At 71.9% G+C, this 13,779-nt stretch carries 13 protein-coding genes; 7 read left to right on the top strand and 6 right to left on the bottom strand.

The features are described from left to right. Window positions 1–3: 3 nt before the first annotated feature. Window positions 4–1,059 carry a PI-PLC domain-containing protein gene (locus B4N89_RS48075; RefSeq protein WP_101897391.1) on the top strand — a complete coding sequence of 352 codons (1,056 nt, stop codon included), beginning with the start codon at window positions 4–6 and terminating at the stop codon, window positions 1,057–1,059. Window positions 1,060–1,329: 270 nt separating this feature from the next. Here B4N89_RS48075 and B4N89_RS31455 read toward each other — a convergent pair whose 3' ends face one another. The 4 genes from B4N89_RS31455 to B4N89_RS31470 form a co-directional block, all read right to left on the bottom strand. After that, window positions 1,330–2,028, bottom strand: coding sequence for an HU family DNA-binding protein (locus B4N89_RS31455; RefSeq protein WP_078979881.1), 699 nt, complete (start codon window positions 2,026–2,028; stop codon window positions 1,330–1,332). 1,779 nt (window positions 2,029–3,807) lie between these two features. Further along, complete coding sequence (locus tag B4N89_RS31460) at window positions 3,808–4,410, bottom strand: TetR/AcrR family transcriptional regulator (protein WP_078979882.1); 603 nt, start codon at window positions 4,408–4,410, stop codon at window positions 3,808–3,810. Between the two features lie 52 nt (window positions 4,411–4,462). Next, window positions 4,463–5,425: a quinone oxidoreductase family protein gene (locus B4N89_RS31465; RefSeq protein WP_078979883.1), complete on the bottom strand. Its 963-nt coding sequence runs from the start codon at window positions 5,423–5,425 to the stop codon at window positions 4,463–4,465. Between the two features lie 146 nt (window positions 5,426–5,571). Further along, complete coding sequence (locus B4N89_RS31470; RefSeq protein ID WP_078980639.1) at window positions 5,572–5,967, bottom strand: MmcQ/YjbR family DNA-binding protein; 396 nt, start codon at window positions 5,965–5,967, stop codon at window positions 5,572–5,574. Window positions 5,968–6,120: 153 nt separating this feature from the next. Here B4N89_RS31470 and B4N89_RS31475 point away from each other — a divergent pair, with 153 nt between their 5' ends. From B4N89_RS31475 to B4N89_RS31495, 5 genes are all read left to right on the top strand, one after another. Then, the gene (locus B4N89_RS31475) at window positions 6,121–6,648 is read left to right on the top strand and encodes a gamma carbonic anhydrase family protein (protein ID WP_078979884.1); all 528 of its coding nucleotides are present in this window, start codon (window positions 6,121–6,123) and stop codon (window positions 6,646–6,648) included. Window positions 6,649–7,189: 541 nt separating this feature from the next. Then, window positions 7,190–8,386 (top strand): globin domain-containing protein, encoded by a 1,197-nt coding sequence (locus B4N89_RS31480; RefSeq protein ID WP_235619022.1) that lies wholly within the window; start codon window positions 7,190–7,192, stop codon window positions 8,384–8,386. Between the two features lie 195 nt (window positions 8,387–8,581). Continuing rightward, a complete protein-coding gene (locus tag B4N89_RS53430; protein ID WP_078979885.1) occupies window positions 8,582–10,504 on the top strand; it encodes a nitric oxide synthase oxygenase in 1,923 nt (640 codons plus the stop codon). After that, window positions 10,501–11,274: an SDR family NAD(P)-dependent oxidoreductase gene (locus tag B4N89_RS31490; protein WP_078979886.1), complete on the top strand. Its 774-nt coding sequence runs from the start codon at window positions 10,501–10,503 to the stop codon at window positions 11,272–11,274. Before B4N89_RS53430 ends, B4N89_RS31490 begins: the two co-directional genes overlap by 4 nt. A gap of 150 nt (window positions 11,275–11,424) precedes the next feature. Then, a complete protein-coding gene (locus B4N89_RS31495) occupies window positions 11,425–11,634 on the top strand; it encodes a cold-shock protein (RefSeq protein ID WP_078979887.1) in 210 nt (69 codons plus the stop codon). Window positions 11,635–11,765: 131 nt separating this feature from the next. Here the strand turns inward: B4N89_RS31495 and B4N89_RS31500 are convergent, their stop codons facing one another. Continuing rightward, window positions 11,766–12,260: a PaaI family thioesterase gene (locus B4N89_RS31500; RefSeq protein WP_078979888.1), complete on the bottom strand. Its 495-nt coding sequence runs from the start codon at window positions 12,258–12,260 to the stop codon at window positions 11,766–11,768. 96 nt (window positions 12,261–12,356) lie between these two features. Next, window positions 12,357–12,740, bottom strand: coding sequence for a hypothetical protein (locus B4N89_RS31505; RefSeq protein ID WP_078979889.1), 384 nt, complete (start codon window positions 12,738–12,740; stop codon window positions 12,357–12,359). 232 nt (window positions 12,741–12,972) lie between these two features. On the opposite strand from B4N89_RS31505, the gene B4N89_RS31510 reads away from it, so the two are divergent. Further along, window positions 12,973–13,677 carry a hypothetical protein gene (locus B4N89_RS31510; RefSeq protein WP_201261039.1) on the top strand — a complete coding sequence of 235 codons (705 nt, stop codon included), beginning with the start codon at window positions 12,973–12,975 and terminating at the stop codon, window positions 13,675–13,677. Window positions 13,678–13,779: the final 102 nt, after the last annotated feature.

A 13,779-nucleotide genomic window follows, 5' to 3' on the forward strand; every position in this document is an offset into this window, starting at 1 on the left:
ACCATGGACTCTTCCGGCGGCGTCTCGGCCGCCTCTCTGGGATCTCCGGAACACCGCGGCACGCGCGGCGGGGCGCGCTCGATCGGCCGACCCGGACTCGGGCTGCTCGTCGTGGTGTTCGCCCTCCTGGTCGCCCTCCTCCCCGCCACCTCCTCCGCGGCACCCCTCACCGCCGCGGCGCAACGCTGGGGCAACGCCCGGCTGGATCAGGTGGGTTCGCTGACCACGCACAACTCGTTCACCAACTACGAGGACTCCCGATGGTCCTCGGTCAACCAATCCGAGTCGGTGCGCGACCAGTTGGCCGGCGGTGTGCGCGGACTGATGCTCGACACGCACTGGTACGAGCACAGCACCGCGCTGTGCGTGATCAGCTTCGGCAGCGACTGCTATCCGAGCGACGTCTATCTGTGCCACGGCGACTGCAAGGCATTCGCGGGAGTGACGTACGCACTGCCCCGGCAGAGCTTCGCGGGCACGATGCAGACCGTCGTGGACTTCCTGACCGCGAATCCGCTGGAGGTGGTGACCGTCTTCCTGGAGGACTACGTCGACACCGAGCAACTGCGCGGCTCGCTCGGCCGGGTGCGCGGACTGTCGGATCTGCTGTTCCGCCCGGACACCGCCGGGGTGCGCGACAACGGCTGGCCGAGGGTGGCGGACCTGGTCACCGCGAACAAGCGGCTGTTGATGTTCTCCGACCGGTCGGACAAGACGAGCCTCGGGGTGATGTACGACAAGGCGTGGACCGTGCAGAACCACTGGAGCCTGGGCGACCTGGGCAACGACCTCGCCTGTACGAGCCGCTGGTCGGACGTGCCGTTGGACCGGACCGAACCGGGCTTTCGCCGGTTGTTCGTGATGAGCCACTTCCGCAACGTGCCGACGGTGGGCACCGCGGCCCTGGACAACGGGGCCAAGCTCGGAAATCGAATCGCACAGCAGTGCGAACAGGCGGCGGGCCGAGCCCCGAACTTCGTCGCGGTCGACTTCCATCGCCTGTCGGACGGGAGCGGCCGGACACCGGCGTCGATCGTCGCCGAGTTGAACCGGCGGTAGCCGGGGCCGGGGCCCGCGTCGCGGCGGCGGGTGGGCCACGGCCGGGCTCGGGGCGGAATCGGCCCGGCGACCGCGGCGCGCCCCCCGGTCGAGAGTGATCGACCACACCGGGTGCCGCGACGGGTGGTCGACGAGATGGTGCTTCGGCGGGTCGCCCCGCCGGAGCGTGCGCGTATCGGGAAATGGGCCACCGTGCCGCCGCGGCGTGGCGGGCCCGGTCGGACCGCCCCGTGTGGGCGGTCCGACCATCGCATCCGACCGGGTTGGTCCTCAGACGCGGTTGGCGGTACGAGCGCCGGTCGCGCGCTTGGCCGCGGTCCCCTTGCGACCGGACGCGCCGCGCGTCGGCGGCTTGGCGGCCTTCTTGGCGCTGGTCTTCGCCGGGGTCGCCTTGGCCGTGGTCTTCTTGGCGGTCGTCTTCTTGGCCGTCGTCTTCTTGGCGGTGGTCTTCTTCGCCGCGGTGGTCTTGGCCGCCGGGGTAGCGCGGGTGGTGGCCTTCTTCGCGGTGGTCTTGCGCGCCGAGGAGGCGGCCGGCGCGGCGGCGCGCGTCGTGGCCTTCTTGGCGGTCTTCTTGGCGGTGGTCTTCTTCGCGGTGGTCTTCTTGGCCGCGGCCTTCTTGCCCGCGACGGTGGTGCCGCCGGACACGGTGCCCGGGGACGCCTTCTTGATCGCGGTCTCGCCCTTGGTCAGCTTCTTGGTGCCGCCGGTGAGGTCCTTGAAGCCCTGGCCCGGGCGGAAGCGCGGCACCGACGTCTTCTTGACCCGAACCCGTTCGCCCGTCTGGGGGTTACGGGCGTAGCGAGCGGCCCGGTCGACCTTCTCGAACGACCCGAAGCCGGTGACCGAGACCCGGTCGCCCGCGACGACGGAACGAATGATGGTGTCCAAAACCGCGTCGACCGCTTCCTCGGCCGCAGCCCGGCCGCCGAGCTTGTCGGCGATGGCTTCGACGAGTTGTGCCTTGTTCATGAGACGCCTTTCGTGGTGCGGGGGTACCGATCGCTGTCGACCGGCCGGACCATCCGACCGATCGGGTCGAACGCCGTTGCGCCAGTACCCATTTCCAGAACTGTAACTCTCCGTCACACGAGGGGCATTTCGAACTGCGGTAACGACGCGCTCGAAACACCCCCTTGGATCAACGACGAGGACCCCACACGGAGATCGGTTCGGCACCGACCAAATCCGCGTATCCGGTCCCGACGTTCGCCGCCCGAGGACCGTTTTCCCCTTGTGGGACAAGGCCCGAGGCCGCGCGAGGGCTCCCGGATCCGGCGCGCGAAACACCCCTTCGGCCCCCTGTCGGGGGTCCGGTAATCGGGAAATACGCGCCGACTCGCGGCCCGTCGAAACCGATTTCCCGCCCCGGCGCGCCAACGCCCGCCGGCGCGGGGGTCGGAACTCGGTTCCCCGGCGCTGCGAAAGCCCATCGCCGCCACGAACTCGGGACAGCGCGCGCATCCGTGGACCGGATCCGCTCCGGGACGGGGCCCGGACCCGGCGCCCAACACGGGGCGTCGGCCGGGCCGAAGGCGTGCTCACGGGCCGAAGTCGGGACATCGGACGGCCCCACGACGGGAGGGGAACCGGTGGCGGAGAGGCCGCGAGCGCACGCCGATCCGGGGCGCGCAACGGCGCATGGGCGGCCGGGGAGGTCATTCGTCGGCCCGCGGACGGGCCCACGCGCGAGACAGAGTCACTCGAAGCGCCCCGGCAGACCCCGGGGACGGGCGCTGGACTCCAGGCCCGTGGAGGGCGATTCAGGGCGGTCCAGGGCGAACCGGATCCCGGAGCGGGCGGATCCCCGGCGCACGAGGGCACGCCGAGCCGGATTCTCGACCCCCTGCGCCGAATCGGGCCGATCGTCCCCGGAACCCACCACGAAACACCGCGGATCAGCGTGTCCGAGGCGCGAATCCCGATGCCACGGAGGGCGCGTAGAGCCGCGGACCCGGCCCGACGGGGCACGCGGCCGGGGCGGTCCCGCAGCCGGCCCGGGCTCCATCCGGCGCCCCGGCCACGGCGGCGCGACCCCGTGAACCCGCAGCTCACCGCACCCGGCGTCACTCCGATGTCACGAAACAGGCGCTCCCGCCGGAGGATCGCCGAACGCCTGCCCTCGAACCGCACGGCGCCGTCGCGCCGCACTCCGACCGGTCGACGGCCCTCGGAGACTCACCCTCAGTCACCTTCGCTCCCGATCCGTATCGCCTCGCCCCACCCGTTCCGGAGATCCGACTTCGACACGCCGAAATTGCGGTTGGCGGGCCTGGGAAAGCGAACGAATGAGCGAGAAATCGAACGGGCCGGGGGCGATCCGCACCCCGACCGGGGCGAGGCGCAGCGTCCTCGACCCACGCTCGGAACGCCGCAGACGGGCGGATGACTCTCCACCGCCGCCCCCACGCTCCTCCGTGATCGCCCACGGCCGCGCGGCCCGAACCGATATCCGCCTGATACGTGCGGCCACCGTCGACGAGGCGGGCCGCCCCGGAGGCGACGTCGACGACCGCGACCACCCGGCAACTCGACGTGGCAATCGCCCAGTTGACCGAACCGGATCCGAACCGGCATGCGCGTCGGGCCGGTTGACGGCCGTCGCGGCCCGAAGTCCTCGCCGAAGCCCGCCAACCGCCGACCGCCCCGCGGGAGGGCACGGGATCCCCCGCTGCCACAGTGCCGATGACGGTGGATCACCCAAACGTCCCGCCCTTGCCCCGTCCGTCGAGCCTCCCACCGGGCCCGTCCTCATCGGTCCCGGTGATCCCCGTTGCGCAGGTGGGCGATGCCCAGGTCGAGCGCGGCCTCCAGGTGGGTGGTGGCGCCCGTGGTCAGCAGGATCAGCACCCCGCCCTGGATGCCGGCCAACAGCGCGGCGGCCTCGCGGTCGGCGTCCAGCGCGGGGGCGATCTCGCCGCCGTCCTGCATGTGCCGGATGCCCTCGGCCAGCTGCCCCTGCCACCGGTCGAGCAGTTCGCCGGCGACGCTCCGGCCGGCGTCGGTGGCCGTGCCCAGTCGGGACAGCGCCACGTGCAGGGGGCAGTCGACGCCCTGCGCGCGGTACCGGGCGAGGACCTTGTCCCGCCACCGGTACCAGGCGTCCCAGGAGGTGAGCGCGCCCAGCTCCGGCTGCTGGTCGTCGATCACCCGGGCCGCCTCGTGCCGGGCCACCGCGAGGAGCAGTTCGTCCTTCCCGTCCGGGAAGTAGTGGAAGAGCTGGCTCTTGCTGGTCGCGGTGCGGGCCATGACGTCCTCCAGCCGCAGCCCGAACACGCCCTCGGCCCGGATCTGCTCGGCGGCGCCCTCGATGATGCGCCGCCTGGTCGCGGCGCCCTTGCGGGTCAACGGCACGTGTCCTCCCGATGCGGTCGGTTTCCGGCGAACCGGGGCGGGCCCGGGCGGGTCACGGCAGGAGCAGCAGCTTGCCGGTGGTGCGGCGCGACTCGAGGTCCGCGTGGGCGCGGGCCGCGTCCGCGAGGGCGTAGCGGCCGGTGACGCGGGGGGTGAGGCGTCCGTCCAGGACCAGATCGAAGACCTCGCCGGTGCGCCGGAGCAGTGCCGCACGGGTGTCGACGTGGTGATGCACCACGGGATACGTCAGCAGGATGCTGTTCGGCAGGTCGGTGGGCCGCAGGGTCGGGACGCCCATGAACGGGCCGTAGTACGCGTGCACCCCGTGCGACCGCAGCGCCAGCTGGGAGGACCGGAAGGTGTCGGCGCCGCCGCCGTCGTAGACGACGTCGGCCCCCCGTCCGCCGGTCAGCTCCCTGATCCGGTCCTCGAAGCCGCCGCCGGAGTGGATCAGCACGTGGTCGGCGCCGGCCTCCTTCGCCGTGGGGACCTTGTCCTCGCGCGAGACCAGGCCGATCACCCGGCCGCCGCGCGCCTTGACCATCTGCGTGAGCAGCAGGCCGACGCCGCCCGCCGCCGCGTGCACCACGGCGGTGTCGCCCGGCGCGATCGGGTGGGTCTCGGTGCTCAGGTGGCTCGCGGTCAGGCCCTGCATCATCACGGCGGCGGCCGTCTCGTCGTCGATCCCGTCGGGCACCTTGACCAGCGACTGCGCCGGTACGACGAGGAGTTCGGCGTAGCTGCCCGGGTGGTAGAACCAGGCCACCCGATCGCCCTCGGCCAGGTCCCGGACGCCCTCGCCGAGCCCGGCGACGCGGCCCATGCCTTCGGCACCGAGGATCGCCGGCGCGGCCCAGCCGGGGCCACCCTGGTTGCGGGCGCCGATGTCCATGTAGTTCACGCCGGCGGCGCCCAGGCGCACCAGCACCTCGCCGGGGCCGGGGGACGGGTCGGGCAGTTCGGTCCAGCGCATGACCTCGGGGCCGCCGTGCTCTTCGATGCGGATCGCATGCATGGGTGAAACCTCTCCGGCAGTCCGCGCGAGCGGGCACCTCGTGGGGGAATGCCGGCAACCGTAGGTCGGCAAAAATGGACCGGCAAGTCCAAACCGGTGCCCCTGCCGGCCGGTCGCCCAGCGCTCGTCCCGGATCGGCGGCGCCGCTACCCGTCCTCGCGATTCCGCTCCCGCTGCCCCGGCCAGTCGAGCCTGAGCCGTTGCAGTCGCGGCAGCGAGGCGACCACCAGGTCGTAGGAGTCCTCGATCAGGTCCCGCACCATCGCCTCCGGCAACGAGCCGTCCAGGGTCACCGTGTTCCAATGCCGCTTGTTGAGGTGGTAGCCGGGCACGATCGCCGGATGATCGCTGCGCAGCCGAACCGCCAGGTCCGGATCACACTTCAGGCTGACCCGCAGCGGCGGCGTGTCGGTCAGCGTGGACAGCGCGAAGATCTTCCCGCCGACCTTGAAGGTCGACACATCCGGATTCCGTCCGAACGGAAACTCCTCGACTGCCCCGTTGAAGCCGAGGCACACCCCTCGAAGCCGCCCCGCACTCATCCCCGCCAACCGCCGCGCATCAGCCATCCCGCCAGTATGCCCAGGCCGGCGGCCGTCGAACGGCCTGCCCGACGACGGCCGGTCGACGGCCGCAGGGCGCGGCTACAGTGCCAGGGTTGCGGATCGGGTGGGTCCGCGTGTCGAAGGAGGACCATGTCCAACCCGCTGATCGCCGCCGTGGGCGGACGCGTTCCGCAGGTCGACCCCGCCGCGTTCGTCGCGGTGAACGCGACCGTGGTCGGCGCCGTCACCCTCGCCGCCGGGTCGAGCGTCTGGTACGGCGCGGTGTTGCGCGGTGACGCCGAGTCGATCGCCGTGGGTCCCGAAACCAATATCCAGGACAACTGCACCGTGCACAGCGACCCCGATTTCCCCACGGTGATCGGCGCGCGGGTGTCCGTGGGCCACAACGCGGTACTGCACGGCTGCACGATCGAGGACGACGTCCTGGTCGGGATGAACTCCACCGTCCTCAACGGCGCGCACGTCGGCGCCGGCGCCCTGATCGCCGCCGGCGCGGTGGTCCCGCAGGGCATGCGGGTGCCGCCGGGCGTGCTGGTCGCCGGTGTACCGGGCCGGATCCGGCGCGAACTCACCGAGGAGGAGCGCGCCGGCATCAAGGCCAACGGCGTCGGTTACCGGTTCCTGGCGCAGGCCCACGACGAGATCACCCCGCTCTGACCCCACCCGCATCGCCGACGGACCGCGCCCCTCGCATCGACCCGGGGCGCGGTCCGTGCGCGTATGCGGACTTTCCGGGCGGGCGACGGTGCTTCGCCGAGCCGATTCCCCCGGCGTCGCGGCCCGGCCGACAACCGTCGGGGGCGGCCGCTCGCGCGATGCGTCCGCGACGCGCGTAGACACGATTCGACGGGTTCCACCGACCTCCTCGGCGACGCCGTCGGCCGCCCGGGGCTTCCGACGGCGGTTCCGCGCGCCCTCCCACGCCGCGCTCCGCCGGCCGGAATTGCACTCCCACCTGGGGGTTTACCACTCCCATACGTGTACGTACGGCTGCGGAGAGTGTGGGTGGATTACCTATCAATCGCCGCATAAAAGACTTCTGTTGCTCCAGACCCGGAACCGGGCCCCCGACTTGACGGCGGGACGATGATCCGATGATCGTGTTCCGGCCGCCGGTGTTCCGCGATCGACTCGCGACGGACTCGCGACGGAACCGGCCGAGCAACCCTCTTGTGGAAGGGCTACCGATGGGCCGATTTTGGAATCCAACGACGCAGACCACATCCGACATAACGACGCCGACTTCATCCGGCACAACCTCGCGGTCGTCGCTCCTCGGGCCGCCGACGTCACGTCCCACTTCTACGCGCTGCTGTTCCTGCGGCGGCCCGAACTGCGCGACCTGTTCCCCCCGGCGATGGACGTCCAGCGCGATCGCCTGCTGCACGCACTGATCCGTATCGTCGGCGATCTGGACGACGCTCCCGCGCTGCACGGCTACCTCGGCCAACTCGGACGCGACCATCGCAAGTTCGACGTGATCGCCGAACACTACGACCTGGTCGGGGAATGCCTGGTCGCCGCCCTCGCCCGCTACAGCGGCGAAACCTGGAACGACGCGGTACAGGCGGCCTGGGTACGCGCATACGGCGCGACGGCCAAGATCATGATCGGCGCCGCCGACGAGGACGCCCGGACCAACCCACCGCACTGGGCCGCCGAGATCGTCTCGCACCACAAGGCCGCCGACGACATCGCGGTGGTCACCGTCCGCCCCGACGTCCCGTTCCCGTACCGGGCGGGCCAGTACACGTTCCTGGAAACCCCGTGGTGGCCGCGGGTGTGGCGGGCGTACTCGATCGCCAACGCGCCCGACCCCCGGGGCCTGCTCACCTTCCACGTGCGCTCGGTGCCGGCCGGCTGGGTCAGCAACGCCCTGGTCCACAAGGCCAAGCCGGGCGACCGGATCAAACTCGGCGCCGCCATGGGCGAGATGGTCGTCGACCACCTGGCACCCAACCCGATGTTGTGCGTCGCGGGCGGCACGGGCCTCGCGCCGCTGAAGGCGATGGTGGAGGAACTGGCCTACTACGGCACCGATCGGTTCGTCGACCTGTTCTACGGCGCCAGCGCGCACAGCGGCCTGTACGGCTTGGAGGACCTGCTGCGCCTGTCGCAGAAGGTGTCCTGGCTGCGGGTCAGACCCGCGCTCGACGATCTGACCCTGGCCGGGATCAGCGGAGGGATCTCGGAAGTGGTCGGCGAGTACGGGCCGCGCTTCGACTGCGACGCGTATCTCAGCGGACCGCCCGCGATGGTGCTCGACAGCGCCCGGGTGCTGCGCCGACTGGGCCTGAACGGAAGCCAGATCCACCACGATCCGGTCGTCGGCGCGTACGCCGCCGAGGCCGAGGTCGACGTACCGACCCCCGTCGCCGTCGACGCGCCCGGCTGATCCACGAAGCGTCCCCGCCGTCTCGTACCCCGCCCAGACCCGAAACAGGCTCCCGCGACCCCTCGTCGCGCCGCCGAGCCGGTTCCCAGGAGAACGTTGACCGAACACGGCAGCACCCGAATCCGCGAGGATCAGCCGTCACCCGTCGTGTCGCATCCCGAAGTTCCGTCACCGTCCGACGAAGTCGGCTGCCCCATGGGCGGATTCCCCGCCACGGCGGCATCGCAGCCCGCCCCGCCACCGCTGATCCACTCCCCGCGCCCCCACGGCGCCGTCGATCCCGAACGCGCCCGCTCCTTCCTGGAGCGTTTCCTCCGCGAGACCAAGTCCCCCGTGGATCCCACGAGTCGATGGCGCGAGATCGCCGAGCAGATCCGGGACACCGGTACCTACACCCACACCTCCGCCGAACTCACCTGGGGCGCCCGGGTCGCCTGGCGCAATTCGGCCCGCTGCATCGGCCGGCTGTACTGGAACAGCCTGGCCGTGCGCGACCGCCGGCACGTGAGCCGGCCCGACGAGGTCGCCGCGCAGTGCGCCGGGCACCTGCGCGAGACCTGGCGCGGCGGCCGAATCCGCCCGACCCTCACGGTGTTCGCGCCCGACACCCCCACCGGTCCGCGGGTACGGATCTGGAACGAGCAGTTGATCCGCTACGCCGGCTACCGTCGTGCGGACGGCACCCGGGTGGGCGACGGCCGCAATCTCGGCATCACCGACCTCGCCCATGAACTCGGCTGGCGCGGCGAGGGCACCGCGTTCGATCCGCTGCCGCTGATCATCGAGGGCAGGGACGGCCGGCTGCGGCCGTACGCACTGCCCCCGGACGCCATTCGCGAGATCGCGCTGTCCCACCCCGAACACCCGGGCTTCGCCGACCTGGGGCTGCGCTGGCACGCGGTCCCGGCGATCTCCAACATGCGCCTGGAGATCGGCGGCGTCTCCTACAGCGCGGCGCCGTTCAATGGCTGGTACATGGGCACCGAGATCGGCGCCCGCAACCTGGTCGACGCCGATCGCTACGACGCGCTGCCGGCGATCGCCGCGTTGTTCGCGCTGGACACCTCCAGCGAGCGCACGCTGTGGCGGGATCGGGCCCTGATCGAGCTCAACCGGGCCGTACTGCACTCCTTCGACACGGCGGGCGCGACCATCACCGACCACCACACCGAATCCGCCCGCTTCCTGCGCCACGTCGAGCGGGAGGCCGAGGCCGGCCGAGGCTGCCCCGCGGACTGGAGTTGGATCGTGCCGCCGGTCTCGGGCGCACTGACCCCGGTGTACCACCGCTACTACGACGCCCACGACGAACACACCCTGACCCCGGCGTACGTCCTCGACGAGGCGGCGACCCGGCGGGCGGCGGGCGAGGTCGGGGGCTCGGGTGGTGATCCACAGTTATGTCTCATCGGGACAATAGGGTGTTACGCTGCTGATATGAGCATCGACGACCCCGAGTCCGACGGCCGTCGGCAACGCACCCGGCGCAGTCGGGAGGCGATGTCCGACGCGGCCGTCGAGTTGCTGCTCGCGCACGGTCTCGACGGAGTCACCGTCGAGGCCGTCGCCGAGCGCGCCGGGGTCACGCGCCGCACGTTCAGTCGGCACTTCGCCGGCAAGGAGGACGCGATCCTCGCCGAGTTCCGGGAGAACACCGCCCGGATCAACGACGCGCTGCGCGCCCGTCCCGAGGCCGAACCGCCGCTGCTCGCCTATCGCACCGCGGTGGCCGACTGGCTGGCGATCGAGTACACGTCGGGCGACGCCCGGCTCGCCCGGCACCTGGAATTGTTCCGCCGGGTCGACGGCGAGCCCGCGCTGTTCGGCGCCTACCAGCGGATCCGGATCGAGGCCGAGGCCGAGTCCGTGCGGGTGATCGCGGCCCGTCTGGGCGTCGACCCCGACCACGACCCGCGCCCCGCGGTGGTCGTCGGGGCCGGTGCCGGCACCCTGGTCGCCGCGTTGCGGGCCTGGGCCCGGGCCGGCGATCCGGGCGCACTGCCCGCGCTCGCCGCGCGCTTCTTCGATGCCCTGGTCGGCACGCTCGCCGACCCGACGGGGGACGTCCATCCCACATCAGGCAACACCCGTTCCACAAAGGTCGTGAACCACCCATGAGCACCACCACTCCCGAGTACGCCGTCGAGTTCGCCGGCAAGGTCGCCCTCGTCACCGGCGCAGCCTCCGGCATCGGCCTGGCCATCGCCCACCGGCTCGCCGCCGGCGGCGCCGCGGTCGTCCTCGCCGACTTCAACGAGGCCGGCGCCCGGGAGGCCGCCGACGCCCTGTCCGCCGACGGCACCCGGGCCGCGGCGGTCGCGGTGGACGTGACCGACCCGGACTCGGTCGAGGCCGCCGTACGCTTCACCGTCGAGACCTTCGGCGCACTGCACCTGGCCGTCAACAACGCGGGCATCGCCGGGCCGAGCGACCCCACCGGCGCGTACGACGTCGCGGCGTGGGACCGGGTGATCGCCACCGACCTGTCCGGGGTCTTCTATTCGATGCGTCACGAACTGCCCGCGATCCTGGCCGCCGGCGGTGGGGCCGTGGTCAACATGTCGTCGATCCTGGGCACCAACGGCTTCGCCGGTCAGGCCGCCTACGTCGCCGCCAAGCACGGGGTGATCGGCCTGACCAAGACCGCCGCCGTCGAATACGCCGAACACGGCGTGCGGATCAACGCGGTCGGCCCCGGGTTCATCGAGACCCCGCTCCTGCGCGACAGCGACGAGGAGCAGCACTCGCTCCTGGTCTCGCTGCACCCCCAGGGCCGCCTGGGTACCGCCGAGGAGGTCGCCGAACTGACCGCGTTCCTGCTGTCCGACCGGGCCTCGTTCGTCCAGGGGAGCTACCACCTCGTGGACGGCGGTTACTCGGCCCGCTGAGCCGGTCCGGGCCGGCCGCCCGCGTCCGCCGCCCGCGTCCGCCGCGTGTTTCGCCGCCGGCCGGGCGGGAAATCTCGGGGGCCGCAGTCGCGACGAGGCTCCGGCGGACGCGCCCGTCGCGCGTCGTGGCATCAGATGAAGGAATGAACGATGGCAACAGGCAAGGTGAAGTGGTTCAACGCGGACAAGGGCTTCGGCTTCATCGAGCAGGATGACAACGGTCCGGACGTCTTCGTCCACTTCTCCGCCATCCAGGGCACCGGCTTCAAGCAGTTGGAGGAGAACGACAGGGTGGAGTACGACGTCACCCAGGGTCCCAAGGGTCCCCAGGCGGAGAACGTCACCGTCGTCCGCGACTGAGTCGCGGTCGCGCGCGAGCACACACACCGCTCGACCACCACGGACACCGGGGCATCGCCGGGACCACGGTCCCGCCGGTGCCCCGGCCGCGTTTCGCCCGGGCACCGCGTTCGACCCGGAAAGCGCTCGGGTCAGGGCGTCGGCAGGTCGAACAGCATGCACGTGCTGGTGGCGTGGGCCAGGAGGCGGTCGTTCGCGTCGTACAGGCCGGCCTCGGCGAGGGCGGTGCGCCGGCCCCGGGTGAGCACGGTGCCGATCGCCCGGACCTTGCCCGTGTCCACCGTCATCGGCCGCAGGAACCGGGTGGAGAGGTCGAGCGAGGTGTAGCCGACGCCCTTGGCGAGGGTGGTGTGCACGGCGCAGCCGGCGGCCGAGTCGAGCAGGGTGGCGTAGAGGCCGCCGTGCACGCTGCCGATCGGGTTGTAGTGCTCCTCGCCCGGGACGACGGCGAACACGGCCCGCCCCTCCTCGACCTCCTCCAGGGTGAAGGCGAGGTTGGCCGCGATCGGCGGTCCGGGCAGTCGTCCGGCCACCATCTCGCGCAGGAAGTCCAGACCGGACATGGTGCCCACGGCGTCCGCGGAAAGCTTCGGGTCCTGCCAGGTGAACGTGCGCGACCGAGTCATGTGCTTTCCGATCTTCTTCCCGACGACGAGGGCGAGGGCGGCGGCGCCGCATCCGACGACGAGACGCGTCGACGGCCACGACGATGCCGGGAACCTCTACGACGATGATGATCCAAGCCCTCGGCGGCGCTTCGCTCGACCCCGGGCAACGGCCGTCCCGACGAAGCAGGCCGCGGCGAGGGCGGCGGTGACCACGGCGGCGAGCAGCCAGAGGTCGATCGTGCCCTGGTGGTCGTTCCACGGGTGCGGCGGGACCGGCGAGCCGTCGCCGTAGGTGCTCGTGTCGCGCAGGGACCCGGCCACCCGGGCGCCGAACCGGACCACGACCGCGGCCACCGCGCACAGCACACTCGCCCCGGCCGCCGCGGCGGGCGCCGCGTACCGGACGCCGTGCGGCCGCGGGCGCGGCGGCTTTTGTGGCGGCCGCCACGTCGGATGCGGGTGGTTCGGGTACGCGGTGCGGTCGATCACGGTCGCCATCCTGGCCCCTCGGCCGGACGGGGGCCTGAGTACGCGTACTCGGTTTCCCGCCGAACCGCGCCCGGAACACCGCCGCGATCCCCCGGTGTTGCGGTGACGCTGTGCACGGTCGCGGCGACTCGCCGGTATCTTTCTGTTTCATGATCGTCTCGATGGTCGCGCGCTGCACCCGTCCCGTCGTTCGTCCGTCCATCCGTCCCACGACGACCCATGCATCCAGGGGGAATCCCGTATGAAGCGTTGGCCCGCCGCCCTTGTCCTCGCGTTCGGCATCACCATCGGCGCCGGCGGCGCCCAGGGCGCGGTCGCCGCGTCCGCGCACAGCCCGTCCTGCGTGGCCGACGCCTCGCCCGGGCACACGCGCCGGCATCTGCCGGTGGCGGAGGTCTTCGTGACCGACAACACCGCCGTGATCAGCGATCCGAACGATCCCCGGCTGCGGACGCGGCTGAACCGCTTCGCCTGCGAGGTGCGCGCGACGATCCGCGCGCACGGTGCCGACCCGGACAAGTCCTCGTTGCTCGACGGGGTGTTCTGGTCCGACGAGGCGCAGAACATCACGTACGAGCGCTCGCGTGAGTTCGACGTCGACGGCCTCGATGCCGCGCGGCTCAACCACATCGCCGACGTGCTGCGCAAGCGCTACGACCAGGAGTCGGTGCTCACCTTCGAGTACCTGCGCGCCGACTCCCCGCGTGTGGACGCGATCGAGGTCGAGGTGCCGGACGTGAGCGTGCGGCGGCTGCACGACGGATTGGCCGCCGACCCGGAGGCGCGCGAGCGCCTCTTCGGCGGCTCGGTCACGGTGCGCGGCGGCAAGCTGATCCTGGTCGCCGACCGCGCGGACGCGGCCTTGGTCGAGCGCTTCGTCGGCACCCTGGGCGGCGATTGGTCGCGGGCCACGATCCACTACGGGGACCGGGAGTTCGTCGGCTGAGGCGACGACCGGGCTGTGCGGTGCGGGATGGCGACGGTGGGCTTCGTCGCCATCCCGCACCGGCCGCGCGCGGCCGGTTTTGCCGCGACGGGTCGGGGGCGG

The organism is Embleya scabrispora (genome assembly GCF_002024165.1).
Lineage (GTDB): Bacteria > Actinomycetota > Actinomycetes > Streptomycetales > Streptomycetaceae > Embleya > Embleya scabrispora_A.

Coding starts and splice junctions, on each gene's coding strand:
- B4N89_RS31465 (WP_078979883.1), bottom strand. CDS start 5,425: ATGCATGCGATCCGCATCGAAGAGCACGGCGGCCCCGAGGTCATGCGC.
- B4N89_RS31495 (WP_078979887.1), top strand. CDS start 11,425: ATGGCAACAGGCAAGGTGAAGTGGTTCAACGCGGACAAGGGCTTCGGC.
- B4N89_RS31510 (WP_201261039.1), top strand. CDS start 12,973: ATGAAGCGTTGGCCCGCCGCCCTTGTCCTCGCGTTCGGCATCACCATC.
- B4N89_RS31500 (WP_078979888.1), bottom strand. CDS start 12,260: ATGACTCGGTCGCGCACGTTCACCTGGCAGGACCCGAAGCTTTCCGCG.
- B4N89_RS31475 (WP_078979884.1), top strand. CDS start 6,121: ATGTCCAACCCGCTGATCGCCGCCGTGGGCGGACGCGTTCCGCAGGTC.
- B4N89_RS31470 (WP_078980639.1), bottom strand. CDS start 5,967: ATGAGTGCGGGGCGGCTTCGAGGGGTGTGCCTCGGCTTCAACGGGGCA.
- B4N89_RS31490 (WP_078979886.1), top strand. CDS start 10,501: ATGAGCACCACCACTCCCGAGTACGCCGTCGAGTTCGCCGGCAAGGTC.
- B4N89_RS48075 (WP_101897391.1), top strand. CDS start 4: ATGGACTCTTCCGGCGGCGTCTCGGCCGCCTCTCTGGGATCTCCGGAA.
- B4N89_RS31505 (WP_078979889.1), bottom strand. CDS start 12,740: ATGGCGACCGTGATCGACCGCACCGCGTACCCGAACCACCCGCATCCG.
- B4N89_RS53430 (WP_078979885.1), top strand. CDS start 8,582: ATGGGCGGATTCCCCGCCACGGCGGCATCGCAGCCCGCCCCGCCACCG.
- B4N89_RS31455 (WP_078979881.1), bottom strand. CDS start 2,028: ATGAACAAGGCACAACTCGTCGAAGCCATCGCCGACAAGCTCGGCGGC.